Source organism: Serratia ficaria (genome assembly GCF_900187015.1).
In the GTDB taxonomy this organism is placed as follows: Bacteria; Pseudomonadota; Gammaproteobacteria; order Enterobacterales; family Enterobacteriaceae; genus Serratia; species Serratia ficaria.
The window spans coordinates 1,460,201-1,473,639 of record NZ_LT906479.1 but is presented as its reverse complement, the minus strand read 5'-3'; the positions used below and the strand labels follow the sequence as shown (position 1 = coordinate 1,473,639).

Sequence of the window (13,439 nt, the reverse complement as noted above, 5' to 3'; positions counted from 1 at the left end):
TGGCAGCAGCACATTTTGCCCTCACAAAGCGAAAAAAGCCCGCTACCTTATGCCTACTTTTCCTCATGCGAGAGACGCCGTGGACAAACAACGCTACCTGCAGCATATCGGCTTTGCAGGCGCCGCCAGACCCGACCTTACCACGCTGCAGCAGCTGCATCACCGCCATATGCTGAGCGTGCCGTTCGAGAATCTGAGCATTATTTATCGGCAGGGCATCCACCTTGAGGAACAGGCTTTGTTCAGTAAAATTGTCGATCGCAACCGCGGCGGCTTTTGCTATGAGCTGAACAAAATGTTCGCCCTGCTGCTGCAGGACATCGGCTTTGACGTCCAGTTTATTTCCGGCGAGATCCGCGCCCGCGACGGCCATTTCGGCCCGGCCTACGACCATCTGGCGCTGCGGGTGGAACTGGAGGGGCAATTCTGGCTGGTGGACGTCGGCTTCGGCGACTCCTTCCTGACGCCGTTGAAAATCGCCCCCGCCGAGCCGCAACCCCAGGCCAGCGGCACCTTCCATCTGGAGCGCGAAGGCGACTATTACCTGCTGGAGCGCCGCAACGGCGATCGGAGCTCGCACGCCAAAACCCTGTACCGCTTTACCGTACAACCCCGGGCGCTGAGCGAGTTCGACGGCATGTGCCACTACCACAGCAGCTCGCCGGAATCGCATTTTACCCAGCGGCTGGTGTGCTCGCGGCCCACGGAAAACGGCCGGGTGACGCTCAGCGACAACAAGCTGATCCTGACCGAAGATCATCAGCGCCACGAAACGACGCTGCATTCCGAGCGGCAACGCCGCGACGCGCTGTGGCGCCACTTCGCCATTGATCTGGACGCCTGAGCCGCTGCCGGACAATCCGCGGGGGATATTCCCCGTCTCGTATTAACTTGACCGCTATGAGTTATGACCTGTACCGGCAAGGTATTTGCCGAAGCCATCGGTGAACTGTCGAATAAACAGGGCGCCAGCCTGGAAGGGCGGGAAAAGACCATTCAGGATATCGAGATGGAAATTAACCGTCTCGACCACGGATCCCGACAAGGCGAATTAAAACCAAACCCGCCGCGTGCGGGTTGGGTATTTCTCGTCAGCGACAAATCACCCGCGCAATATCGCCTGAGGTTGTCAGCGCGCGTATTTCGCTGAACAGCTCGGTGGCTTCGTCATATTCTTTACGCAGATACCCCAGCCACTGTTTGATGCGCGCCACGTGATATAAACCGGTATCGCCCTGCTTTTCCAGATGCACGTATTTTTGCAGCAGCTGCACCACCTGCGGCCAGGGCATGCGCGGTTCGTTGTATTTCACCACCCGGCTCAGGTTCGGCACGTTGAGCGCGCCGCGCCCCAGCATCACTGCGTCGCAGCCGGTGGTTCGCAGGCAATCCTGCGCGCTCCGGTAGTCCCAGATCTCGCCGTTGGCGATCACCGGAATGGACAGGCGCCGGCGAATTTCGCCGATCGCCGCCCAGTTGATGCGCTCCGCCTTGTAACCGTCCTCTTTAGTGCGCCCGTGCACCGCCAGCTCGGTGGCGCCGGCCTGCTGCACAGCATCGGCAATCTCAAGGCTGCGGCTGGCGCAATCCCAGCCCAGCCGCACCTTCACCGTCACCGGCAGATGCTCCGGCACCGCGGCGCGCATCGCTTTGGCGCCCTGATAAATAAGTTCCGGGTCTTTCAGCAGCGTCGCCCCGCCGCCGCTGCCGTTGACCAGCTTGGACGGGCAACCGCAGTTAAGATCGACGCCGTAAGAGCCCAGCTCCACCGCGCGGGCGGCGTTCTCCGCCAGCCACTGCGCATGTTGGCCCAGCAGCTGTACCCGCACCAGCGTGCCGGACGGCGTGCGGCTGGCGTGATGCAGCTCCGGGCACAGACGATAAAACGACTTGGCGGGCAATAGCTGATCGACCACGCGCAGGAATTCGGTGATGCACAGGTCGTAGTCGTTCACCTCGGTGAGCAATTCGCGCACCAAAGAATCGAGAACGCCCTCCATCGGAGCCAATAATACGCGCATGATCACCCCAGCTGAAAAAAGACCCGCAATGATACGGGCGAATGCCCGCGGCAGACAAGCCTCTCAGTGGATTAAAGCGCTCAGCGCTCCAACCGGCGTATCGGCTCGCCGGCGAGAAACGCCTCGATGTCCTCGACCGCCTCGCGGAAGTAGGTGCGGTAGTTGTCGTCGGCCACGTAGCCCAGGTGCGGCGTCGCCAGCACGTTGGGCAGGCGGCGGAAAACATCGTCGGCCGCCAGGGGTTCGGTCTCGAACACGTCCAGCCCGGCGCCGGCGATCCGCCCCTGCAGCAATGCCTCGACCAACGCCGCCCGATCGACGATCGCCGCGCGCGAGGTGTTGATCAGGTAGGCGGTGGCTTTCATCGCCTCCAGCTCATCGCGCCCCACCAGCCCGCGGCTGCGCTCGCTCAGCACCAGGTGAACGGACACAAAGTCGCTCTGCTCGAACAGCGCCCGTTTTGATGGCGCCAGTTCGGCGCCGTGCCGTGCGGCCCGTTCCGCCGTCAGGTTTTGGCTCCAGGCCAGCACCCGCATGCCGAACGCCTGCGCCACCTGCGCCATCTGGCCGCCAATTTTGCCCAATCCCAACAGGCCCAGCGTTTTGCCCCGCAGCGTGACGCCCAACGCCTGCTGCCAGGGGCCGTTGTTCCGCAATCCGACGCTTTCCGGCACGATATGCTTCGCCAGCCCGAGCAGCAGCGCCCAGGTCAGTTCCATCGGCGCGGCCGAGCCGCTGGCGGTGCCGCAAACCACCACGCCGCGTTCGGCGGCGGCGGCCAGATCGATGGCGGCGTTGCGCATGCCCGAGGTGATCAGCAGCTTCAGCTTCGGCAGGCGCGCCAGCAGCGAGGCGCTTATCGGCGTGCGTTCGCGCATGATCACCAGAATGTCGCAGTCCTGCAGGTGCACCGCCAGCTCCGCCTCATCGGTAAAATGCGCGCCGATGGCGAACACCTCGAGCCGATCGGCCACCGCTGACCAGTCCGCCATATCGAGTGCCACCTGCTGGTAATCATCGAGAATTGCACACTTCAGTTTCATCTTCGGCTCCGGAAAAGCGGAGGCGGTCAATCGGCGCGTACGTCGATCAGCACCGGGCAGTCGGCGTTTTCTATCACCGAAGCGCTGTGCGAGCCTCGCAATAAACGGTTAAAGGGTGAGAGATGCCGGCGGCCCATAATAATCATGGCGGCATTCAGCGCTTTAGCCTGGGCAACGATGGTTTCCGCCGGTTCCCCGGCCACCACCCGGCCCCGCGCGCTGACGCCGGCCTCCTTCAGTTCGCTCAGCGCCTGGCGCACTACGGCGGCCGCGGCGCTTTGTTCATCCTGCGCGCAGCCAAAATCCGCCGGATCTTCGCCGAGGGTAATGTCGAAGGGGCCGGTCATGGAATAGCTGAGATCCACACAGCATAGCACCACTACCGCCGCCCGTTGGGCCGCCCCCTGTTCGGCCGCCAATGCAATCACTTTGCGGGCGGTGGCGGAGTTATCAACCGCGACCAACAGCGTTTTCATCGTCTTCTCCCGTTAATCTCGCGCCGCGCCTTTGCCAATCTCATCGATCAGCGCCTCTTTGCACTTGAGGATTTCCTCGCGGTAGCGAGCTTCATTCTTGGCTAACCGACTGCTGGGCACCAACAGGCTGATGGAGAAACGCCCCAGAATGGTGTCGATGGCCACCGCCATGGTGGAGACGCCTTCCAGCGTTTCCTCCCGATCGTAAGACAGGCCGGTGCGGCGTATTTCGGCCAAGCGCTCCATCAGCGCCGGGAAATCGCGCACGGTCAAGTCGGTCACCGCCTGGTAGGCTTCGCCCAGCAGGTCCCGCGCCGCATCATCGCTGTTCAGCGCCAGCAGCGCCCGCCCGCCGGAGGTGCTGTACAGCGGCAAGTTCATGCCGATACGCGGCACCACCCGCAGCTCCCGATCCGCCACAATGTAGTGCACCACCGCCAGCTGCAGCCCGCTGGCTCGCCCCAGAGAAACCGTCTCGCCGGTGGCGTCGCTCAATGCCTGCAGCCAGGGGGTGGCGATCGCCACCATTTCAGTGTGCACGCTGGCGATCAGCCGCAGCAGCGACGGCCCCAGACGCACGCCGCCGGCGCCGCCGCGCACCAGCTGCACCGAATCCAGCGCGTTGACGATACGCTGCACGGTAGAACGCGGCAGATCGACCGCCGCGGCGATTTCACCCAGGCTCATGCCGTTCGGTTTTTCCCCCAGCGCATCGAGGATTTTCGCCGCACGGGTGATGACCTGAATGCCGCCGGCCCTTTCATCATCGCAATAGCTTGAAGGTTCAGACATAGCGCTTCTCTTCCTGACGTTTGGCCCACACTGTAACATTTTTCTATTCATTCGGGCACGCCGTACCGCATTGCAATACATTGCATCACAATGTAGCATGCGTCACATTGTACCACCATGCAATACAGTGCATCGTTGGTTTCGTTTCTGGAGTCACGCTATGAATGTTCAGCCTGCGCCCGTCGCCGCACCGCATCCTTTCACCCTGCGCTTGGCATTAGGCCTGCTGGGGGTGCTGATTGCCGCCCTGACTTCGGGGCTGAATGATCGGCTAAGCGATTTGGCGTTGGCGGATATTCGCGCGGCTATCGGCATCGGTTACGATCAGGGCAGCTGGATCATCTCGGCCTATCAGGCGGCGGAAGTCGCGGCGATGATGGTTGCGCCCTGGTTTGCCGTGACCTTCTCGCTGCGCCGTTTCGCTCTGGTGATGACCGGCGGTTTTACCGCGGTCGCGGTGATCCAGCCTTTGCTCTCTGACCCCACGCTGTTTATTGCGCTGCGGATAGTGCAAGGCCTGTTTGGCGGCGCGCTGCCGCCGCTGCTGATGACGGTGGCGCTGCGCTTTTTGCCGCCGGGCATCAAACTTTACGGATTGGCCGCCTACGCGCTCACCGCCACCTTTGGCCCCAACGTTGCGGCGCCGCTGGCGGCGCTGTGGACCGATAATCTGGGCTGGCAGTTTATTTTTTGGCAGGCGATCCCGCTGTGCCTGATCGCCTTTGGCTTGATGAGCTGGGGCTTGCCGCAGGATCCGTTACGCCTGGAGCGTTTGCGCCAGATAGACGGGTTCGGCATGCTGACCGGCTGCAGCGGCATGGCGCTGTTGATCCTCTCGCTGACGCAGGGAGAGCGTCTCGACTGGTTTAATTCGCCGCTGATTAGCCTGATGTTGCCGGTTTCCATCGCGCTGCTGGCGACGTTTTTGATCAATGAGTGGTTTCACCCCTTGCCGCTGTTCAAACTGCAAATGCTGCAGCGAATCAACCTGTCTTACAGCTTGCTGACGCTGGCGGGCGTGCTGCTCCTGGCGCTGTCCGGCTCGCTGCTGCCGTCGTTCTACTTTTCGCAGGTGGCGGGATTCCGCACCGCGCAATTCGCGCCGCTGGCGCTGGCCATCGGCTTGCCGCAGCTGGTGATAGCGCCGTTTATCGCCGCCCTGCTGAATCTGCGCTGGATCGACTGCCGCTGGATGCTGGCCGCCGGCGCCGCGCTGATCGTCGGCTCTTGCCTGCTGGGCATGCAGCTGACCGACGACTGGGCGCGGCAAAACTTCTGGCTGCTGCAGATCATGCAGGCATTTGGCCAACCGATGATGATTTTGTCGGTGTTGCTGACCTCCACCAGCACGGTGCTGGCGCCGGAAGGCCCCTTCGCCTCGGCGATGTTTAACAGCGTGCGCGGGTTTTCCAGCGTGGCGGCGGGCTGCCTGGTCGAGAACTTTATGAGCCATCGTGAGAAGTTTCACTCGCAGGTACTGGTCGATCGCCTGGGTAACCGCCCGTGGCTGATGACCGCCGACACCGCGCAAAACGCCGGCGGCAGCGCGCCGCTGCTGCCCGACGGCAGCGTCAGCTCCACGGAAAATCTCAGTCATTTTTCGACGCTGGTCAGGCATCAGGCGACCCTTCTCAGCATCAGCGACGCCTACCTGCTGATTATCGGCTGCGCCCTGCTGTTTGTTCTGCTGACCGCCTGGCTGCCCAAGCGCGTTTATCCGCCACAGACGCTGTTGCCTCTCGTTCCAAAAACATCAGGATCATAACCATGAGCTTCACACCTGCAAAACGAACCCTAACCCTGGCGCTGCTGCTGCTGATGCTGCTGGCCGTGGCTTTCTTTGTGCGTTCGGCGCTCAACCGCCACCAGTTTCGCACCGACGACGCCGTGGTGCTCGCCGACTATACGCTGGTGGCGCCGAAGATTTCCGGCTATGTCGGCAGCGTTGACGTCAGCGATAACCAGCAGGTAAAAGCCGGCGACGTGCTGGCCACCCTCGACGATCGCGATTACCGGGTCGCGCTGGAAACCGCCGAGGCCAACCTGCAGATAAGCCAGGCCAAGCTGGCCAGCATTCAGGCCCAGCTTGATCAGCAGCAGGCGAACATCGCTCAGCAGCAGGCGGCCGTCAGCGCCAGCCAGGCCACGCTCAACTATGCGGGCCAGAATGCCGATCGCTACCGCCGGCTGTTGAAAACCGGCACCGTCACCGCCGACGAACAGCAGAAGTCCGCCTCCGTGATGCAGACCGCGGCGGCGCAGCTGAAGCAAAATCAGGCGGCGACCGTCGCCGCGCGCAAAGGCGTCGGCGTGTTGCAGGCCAGCCAAAAGCAGGCCGAAGCGGATATCGCCGCCTCCCAGGCCAGCGTGGATCAGGCGCGGCTCAACCTGTCCTATACCAAGATCATCGCGCCGATCGACGGCACCGTCGGCCAGCGCGCCGTGCGCCAGGGCGCCTGGGTTTCCGCCGGCACGCGCCTGCTGGCGGTGGTGCCGCTGCAGCAAACCTACGTGGTCGCCAATTTTCTGGAAACCCAGCTGGCCAACGTGACCGCCGGCCAGCCGGTATCCGTCAGCGTGGATGCGCTGCCCGGCGTAACGCTGCGCGGCCACGTCGACAGCATCGCGCCGGCGACCGGCGCCACCTTCGCCGCCATCAGCGCCGACAACGCCACCGGCAACTACACCAAGGTGGTGCAGCGCCTGCCGGTGAAAATTCTGCTGGAGCCGAATCAAGCGGCATTGCCCCGCCTGCGCGTCGGCATGTCGGTGGTGCCGGAACTCGAGATGCGCTGATGCGCGCAAAAAAAAAAGCCACCGTAGAAACGGTGGCTTGATAGCGAGGGATAACGCCTTATTCAGCCGGTTTGCGGCTGCGCGGGCGGCGCGAAGGCGCGCCCGAACGGCGTTGGCCTTCGCCCTGCGGACGGGCGCCGCCGCCGCGGTTTTCACGCTGGCCGCCATTGCCGCCGCCGTTGCCGGAGCGCTGACCGCCGCCGTTGCCGCGCGGCGCACCGCGCCCGCCGCCCTGGCGGCCGTTGATGATCGGCTCGGCTTTAATGCTCGGATCCGGCTCATAGCCCGGCAGAGCGATACGCGGGATCTCACGCTTCAGCAGGCGCTCGATATCGCGCAGCAGTTTGTGCTCATCCACGCACACCAGTGAAATCGCTTCGCCGGTGCGTTCCGCGCGGCCGGTACGGCCGATGCGGTGCACGTAGTCTTCCGGCACGTTAGGCAGCTCGTAGTTCACCACGTGCGGCAGCTGGTCGATGTCCAGACCGCGCGCCGCGATGTCGGTAGCCACCAGCACGCGGATCTTGCCGTCTTTGAAATCGGCCAATGCGCGGGTGCGGGCGCCCTGGCTTTTATTGCCGTGGATCGCCGCGGCGGTGATGCCGTCCTTGTTCAGCTGTTCGGCCAAATGGTTGGCGCCGTGCTTGGTGCGGTTGAACACCAGCACCTGCTTCCAGTCGCCTTCGCCGATCATCTGCGACAGCAGTTCCCGCTTACGCTTCTTGTCGACGAAGTGCACGCTTTGTTCGATCTGTTCGGACGCGGTGTTGCGGCGCGCCACTTCCACCGAGGCCGGGTTGTGCAGCAGCTTGTTGGCCAACGCCTTGATGTCGTCGGAGAAGGTCGCCGAGAACAGCAGGTTCTGACGCTTGGCGGGCAGCTTGGCCAGCACGCGGCGGATATCATGGATAAAGCCCATATCCAGCATGCGGTCAGCTTCGTCCAGCACCAGAATTTCAATTTTGGACAGGTCAACCGCGTTCTGGTGTTCCAGATCCAGCAGGCGACCCGGCGTTGCCACCAGAATGTCGACGCCGCCGCGCAGCTTCATCATCTGCGGGTTGATGCTCACGCCGCCAAACACCACCAGCGAGCGCAGGCGCAGGTGTTTGCTGTAGGCATCGACGTTTTCGCCGATCTGCGCAGCCAGCTCGCGAGTTGGCGTCAGGATCAGCGCGCGCACCGGGCGGCGGCCTTTGACCGGGTGGTCATGCTTGCTCAGCAGCTGCAACAGCGGCAGGGTAAAGCCAGCGGTTTTACCGGTACCGGTCTGGGCGCTGGCCATCAGGTCACGACCTTCCAACACGACAGGAATAGCCTGACGCTGAATTGGCGTAGGTTCGCGATAGCCCTGTTCTTCAACAGCGCGCAGAATTTCAGCACTTAAGCCGAGGGTTTCAAATGACATAAAGAGAAAAACTCCAGATCCCCCCTAACCTAACAGTGTTCGGTGCAGTTTCCTGGGAGGATGATCAGACGGGACATTAAGCATGACCACGAGGGATTGGCACAAACTGCAGTGCACCAAGCGGGCGATTGTAGCAGAAGTCGAACAAGAAAAGGCAACTTTAAGGTCTGATAGCACAATATGCCGTAAATTCAGCATTGTCTGAAGAATGACCATAAAAACCCCGTGGTTTAAGGTTGCATTTTGCGCAATCTGGCATAAAGTCAATCATACGATTGATTAACTTTTGCGAGCGCGCCTTATGCCTTCATCCGTGAACAATCAAACCGCCGGCCGGGCGCGCGGCGAGCTGGCTCGCCGGCAGCTGATCGCCGCCGCCGTCGAGATGTTCGGCGAGTACGGGCTGCAGGGCGCCACCACCCGCGATATCGCCCAGCGCGCCGGGCAGAATATCGCCGCCATCACCTACTACTTCAACTCCAAAGAGGGGCTGTACCTGGCCGTCGCCCAGTGGATCGCCGACTTTATCCAGCAGGCATTCCGCCCGTTAGCCGAGGAAATCGACCACTTCTGGCAGCAGCCCGCCGAACGGCGCGCACCGGAGCAATATCTGCATTTTCTGCAACGCGGGCTGCTGGCGTTCAGCGAATTGATGACCCAGCCGCACACGCTGAACCTCAGCAAAATCATGTCGCGCGAACAGCTTTCCCCCACCGAAGCCTACCCGCTGATCCACCGGCAGGTGGTGGCGCCGCTGCACGAAAAGCTGTGCCGCCTGCTGGCGGCCTATACCGGCATCGCCCCCGGCTCGACCAAAATCGTGCTGCACACCCATGCGCTGATCGGCGAGGTGCTGTCGTTCCGCGTGGCGCGGGAAACCATCCGCCGCCAGGCCGGCTGGCAGCAGATAGGCGAGCATGAGGCCGCGCAGATCGGCGAAGTGCTGAGCGAACACATTGAGATTCTGGTTAACGGGCTGCGCCGGCGTCACGGCGCATAATGCAGGCAGGGAGTGTTATGAACAAGAAACGCAGTGCCTTGATCGTCGCGGCAATAGTGCTGATCGCCGCCGCCGTTTACGGCTTTTGGTATTACCAACAGCGGCAGGAGCGGCCGCTGACGCTGTACGGCAACGTCGATATCCGCACGGTGAACCTCGGCTTCCGCGTTGGCGGGCGGCTGGCTTCGCTGACGGTGGACGAAGGCGACGCCATCCAGCCGGGCCAGCTGCTCGGCAAGCTGGATGACGCCCCCTACCGCAATGCCTTGCAGCAGGCGGAGGCCAACGTCGGCAGCGCCCGCGCCAAGCTGGCGCTGCTGCAGGCCGGCTACCGCGCCGAAGAAATCGCCCAGGTGCGTTCGGAGATGGCCCAGCGCCTGTCGGCCTTCAGCTATGCCGATAGCTTCCTGAAACGCCAGCAGGGCCTGTGGGCGAAAAACGCCACCTCGGCCGATGCGCTGGAAGACGCCCGCACCGCGCGCAATCAGGCGCAGGCCAACCTGCAGGCGGCCAGGGACAAGCTGGCGCAGTACCTCAGCGGCAACCGGCCGCAGGAAATCGAACAGGCCAGGGCCAGCCTGGCGCAGAGCGAAGCGGCGCTGGCGCAGGCGCGGCTGGATTTGCAGGACACCGCCCTGACCTCCCCCTCCGCCGGCACCCTGCTGACCCGCGCCGTGGAACCCGGCACCATGCTCAGCGCCGGCGGCACGGTGTTTACCCTCTCGCTGACCCAGCCGGTATGGGTGCGCGCCTATGTCAACGAAACCAGCCTGGGCAAAGCGGTGCCCGGCACCGAGCTGGAGATCTATACCGACGGCCGGCCGAACAGGCCGTACCACGGCAAGATTGGCTTCGTGTCGCCCACCGCCGAATTCACGCCGAAAAGCGTCGAAACGCCGGACCTGCGCACCGATCTGGTGTACCGCCTGCGGGTGATCGTCACCGACGCCGACGACGCGCTGCGCCAGGGCATGCCGGTGACCATTCACTTCGCCACCCCCTGAGGATGCTCATGGAACAGGCGCACACTATCGAACTGGAGGCGCTGGAGAAACGCTTCCCGTCGTTGGAAAAACCGGCGGTCGCCAGCCTGACCACCACCTTGCGCAGCGGCGCGGTCACCGGCCTGGTCGGCCCGGACGGCGCCGGCAAAACCACCCTGCTGCGCATGCTGGCCGGGCTGCTGAAGCCCAGCAGCGGTACGCTGCGCGTCGCCGGGCTGGATCCGATCGCTCAGGATCGCCGGCTGCACGCCATTCTCGGCTATATGCCGCAAAAGTTCGGCCTGTATGAAGATCTGACGGTGATGGAAAACCTGACGCTGTACGCCGATCTGCGCGGCGTGGTCGGCGATTTGCGCAGGCAAACCTTCGATCGGCTGCTGGCCTTTACCGATCTCAGCCGCTTCACCGGGCGGCTGGCGGGCAAGCTGTCCGGCGGCATGAAGCAAAAGCTCGGCCTGGCCTGCACCCTGGTGGGCGAGCCGCAGGTGCTGCTGCTGGATGAGCCGGGGGTCGGCGTGGATCCGATCTCGCGCCGCGAGCTGTGGCGCATGGTGCACGAGCTGGCCAACGACGGCATGCTGATCCTGTGGAGCACCTCGTATCTTGACGAGGCCGAGCAGTGCCGCGAAGTGCTGCTGCTCAACGAAGGCGAGCTGCTGTTCAGCGGCGCGCCGCAGGATCTGACCCGGCGCATGGCCGGGCGCACGGTATTGATCGACGCCCCGGCCGGCAGCCACCGCTCCTTGCTGCAGCGGGCGATCTGCCTGCCGGCGGTGACCGACGGGGTGATCCAGGGCAAATACCTGCGTTTGATCCTGAAGCAGGGAGAGGATCATCGGCAGTTGTTGCAGGCCCTGGATCTGCCGAACGCCGAGCTGAACGAGGCGGATCCGCGCTTTGAGGATGCGTTTATCGATCTGCTCGGCGGCGGCCCCCACAGCAAATCGGCGCTGGCGGAGATCATGCCGACCGTCGAGGGCCAACACGGCGAAACGGTGATCGAAGCCCAGGGGCTGACCAAGAAATTCGGCGACTTCGCCGCCACCGACCACGTGGATTTCAAGGTGCGGCGCGGCGAGATCTTCGGCCTGCTGGGGCCGAACGGCGCCGGCAAGTCCACCACCTTCAAGATGATGTGCGGGCTGCTGGTGCCCTCGGACGGCAAGGCGCTGGTGCTGGGCATGGATTTGAAGACCAGCTCCGGCAAGGCGCGCCAGCATCTGGGCTATATGGCGCAAAAGTTCTCGCTGTACGGCAACCTGACGGTGGCGCAGAACCTGACGTTTTTCTCCGGCGTCTACGGCCTGAACGGCAAGGCGCAGCGCGGCAAAATCGACGAGATGTCGCGCGCCTTTAACTTCGGACCGATCCTCAATCAAACGCCGGACTCGCTGCCGCTCGGCTTCAAGCAGCGGCTGGCGCTGGCCTGCGCGCTGATGCATGAGCCGGATATTCTGTTTCTCGACGAGCCGACCTCCGGCGTCGATCCGCTGACCCGCCGCGAGTTCTGGTTGCACATCAACGGCATGGTCGACAAGGGCGTCACGGTGATGGTCACTACCCACTTTATGGACGAGGCGGAATATTGCGATCGCATCGGGCTGGTGTACCGCGGCAAGATCATCGCCGCCGGTACGCCGGACGACCTCAAACAGCAGGTGGCCCGCGACGATAACCCCAACCCCACCATGGAGCAGGCGTTTATCGAACTGGTGCAGGGCTACGACGAGGAGGAACGAGGGTGAGTGACAACCGGAAGACCCCGCTCGACGACGGCGGCTTTTCCTGGCGCCGGCTGCGTGCGCTGTGCCTGAAAGAGACCCGGCAAATCCTGCGCGACCCCAGCAGCGGGTTGATCGCCTTCGTCATCCCGCTGATGCTGCTGTTTATCTTCGGCTACGGCATCAACCTGGACTCCAGCAAGCTGCGGCTGGGCATCCTGATGGAGCAGCAGAGCGAGGACGCGCGCGATCTGGCCAACGCCTTCGCCGGTTCGCCCTATATCGAACCGACCATCAGCGACAACCGCCGGCAGCTGATCCAGCAGATGCAGGCCGGCACCATCCGCGGGCTGGTGGTGATCCCCAACGATTTCGACCAGCAGATGGCGCGGCCGCACGCCAGCGCGCCGATTCAAATCATCACCGACGGCAGCGAGCCGAATACCGCCAACTTCGTGCAGGGCTATACCCAGGGGGTGTGGCAAGTCTGGCAGCGGCAGCGCGCCGCCGACGCCGGGCGCGAAGACCCGCCGTTGATCGACGTGCAGATGCGCTACTGGTTCAACCCGGCGGCCATCAGCCGCCACTACATCATCCCCGGCGCCATCACCATCATCATGACGGTGATCGGCGCCATCCTCACCTCGCTGGTGATCGCCCGCGAATGGGAGCGCGGCACCATGGAGGCGCTGCTCTCCACCCAGGTGACGCGCAGCGAGCTGCTGTTGTCCAAGCTGGTGCCTTACTACTTCCTCGGCATGATCGCCATGGCGCTGTGCATGGCGGTGTCGGTCTGGGTGCTCGGCGTGCCCTATCGCGGTTCATTATTGATCCTGTTCGTCATCAGCAGCCTGTTCCTCGCCAGCACCCTCGGCATGGGGCTGCTGATCTCCACCGTCACCCGCAACCAGTTCAACGCGGCGATGGTGGCGCTGAACGCCGCCTTTCTGCCGTCGATCATGCTGTCCGGCTTTATTTTCCAGATCGACAGCATGCCGGCCATCGTGCGCGCCGTGACCTACATCATTCCGGCGCGCTACTTCGTCAGCACGCTGCAGACGCTGTTCCTGGCGGGCAACGTCGGCACGGTGCTGCTGATTAACCTGCTGTTCCTGATCGCCTCGGCGGTGGTGTTTATCGGCCTGACGGCCTGGAAGACCCAGCGGCGGCTGGATTAA

General features: G+C 63.3%; 12 protein-coding genes. 7 read left to right on the top strand and 5 right to left on the bottom strand.

The genetic code is table 11. The features are described from left to right. The first annotated feature begins 79 nt into the window (after positions 1 to 79). Positions 80 to 844 carry an arylamine N-acetyltransferase family protein gene (locus CKW09_RS07005; protein WP_095096325.1) on the top strand — a complete coding sequence of 255 codons (765 nt, stop codon included), beginning with the start codon at positions 80 to 82 and terminating at the stop codon, positions 842 to 844. A gap of 247 nt (positions 845 to 1,091) precedes the next feature. Here CKW09_RS07005 and dusC read toward each other — a convergent pair whose 3' ends face one another. The 4 genes from dusC to CKW09_RS06980 form a co-directional block, all read right to left on the bottom strand. Next, positions 1,092 to 2,021, bottom strand: coding sequence for a tRNA dihydrouridine(16) synthase DusC (dusC, locus tag CKW09_RS06995; RefSeq protein ID WP_061797780.1), 930 nt, complete (start codon positions 2,019 to 2,021; stop codon positions 1,092 to 1,094). A gap of 80 nt (positions 2,022 to 2,101) precedes the next feature. Then, positions 2,102 to 3,064: a D-2-hydroxyacid dehydrogenase family protein gene (locus CKW09_RS06990; protein ID WP_095096321.1), complete on the bottom strand. Its 963-nt coding sequence runs from the start codon at positions 3,062 to 3,064 to the stop codon at positions 2,102 to 2,104. A gap of 26 nt (positions 3,065 to 3,090) precedes the next feature. After that, positions 3,091 to 3,540, bottom strand: a complete 450-nt coding sequence (locus CKW09_RS06985; protein WP_061797783.1) for a universal stress protein — start codon at positions 3,538 to 3,540, stop codon at positions 3,091 to 3,093. 12 nt (positions 3,541 to 3,552) lie between these two features. Then, complete coding sequence (locus CKW09_RS06980) at positions 3,553 to 4,332, bottom strand: IclR family transcriptional regulator (protein WP_061797784.1); 780 nt, start codon at positions 4,330 to 4,332, stop codon at positions 3,553 to 3,555. A gap of 160 nt (positions 4,333 to 4,492) precedes the next feature. Here CKW09_RS06980 and CKW09_RS06975 point away from each other — a divergent pair, with 160 nt between their 5' ends. After that, on the top strand, positions 4,493 to 6,097 hold the full coding sequence (locus CKW09_RS06975; RefSeq protein WP_061797785.1) for an MFS transporter: 1,605 nt from the start codon (positions 4,493 to 4,495) through the stop codon (positions 6,095 to 6,097). Between the two features lie 2 nt (positions 6,098 to 6,099). Then, a complete protein-coding gene (locus CKW09_RS06970) occupies positions 6,100 to 7,128 on the top strand; it encodes an HlyD family secretion protein (protein ID WP_061797786.1) in 1,029 nt (342 codons plus the stop codon). A 58-nt stretch (positions 7,129 to 7,186) separates the two neighbouring features. Here CKW09_RS06970 and rhlE read toward each other — a convergent pair whose 3' ends face one another. Further along, complete coding sequence (gene rhlE, locus CKW09_RS06965) at positions 7,187 to 8,536, bottom strand: ATP-dependent RNA helicase RhlE (RefSeq protein ID WP_061797787.1); 1,350 nt, start codon at positions 8,534 to 8,536, stop codon at positions 7,187 to 7,189. Positions 8,537 to 8,837: 301 nt separating this feature from the next. Here rhlE and cecR point away from each other — a divergent pair, with 301 nt between their 5' ends. From cecR to CKW09_RS06945, 4 genes are read left to right on the top strand one after another with little or no spacing between them, the layout of a single operon-like run. Continuing rightward, positions 8,838 to 9,536, top strand: coding sequence for a transcriptional regulator CecR (gene cecR / locus CKW09_RS06960; RefSeq protein WP_061797789.1), 699 nt, complete (start codon positions 8,838 to 8,840; stop codon positions 9,534 to 9,536). Positions 9,537 to 9,553: 17 nt separating this feature from the next. Beyond that, positions 9,554 to 10,540: a secretion protein HlyD gene (hlyD, locus tag CKW09_RS06955; protein ID WP_061797790.1), complete on the top strand. Its 987-nt coding sequence runs from the start codon at positions 9,554 to 9,556 to the stop codon at positions 10,538 to 10,540. Positions 10,541 to 10,548: 8 nt separating this feature from the next. Beyond that, the gene (locus tag CKW09_RS06950; protein ID WP_095100042.1) at positions 10,549 to 12,285 is read left to right on the top strand and encodes an ATP-binding cassette domain-containing protein; all 1,737 of its coding nucleotides are present in this window, start codon (positions 10,549 to 10,551) and stop codon (positions 12,283 to 12,285) included. Beyond that, positions 12,282 to 13,439, top strand: a complete 1,158-nt coding sequence (locus CKW09_RS06945) for an ABC transporter permease (RefSeq protein ID WP_095096319.1) — start codon at positions 12,282 to 12,284, stop codon at positions 13,437 to 13,439. The genes CKW09_RS06950 and CKW09_RS06945 overlap by 4 nt, the downstream gene beginning before the upstream one ends.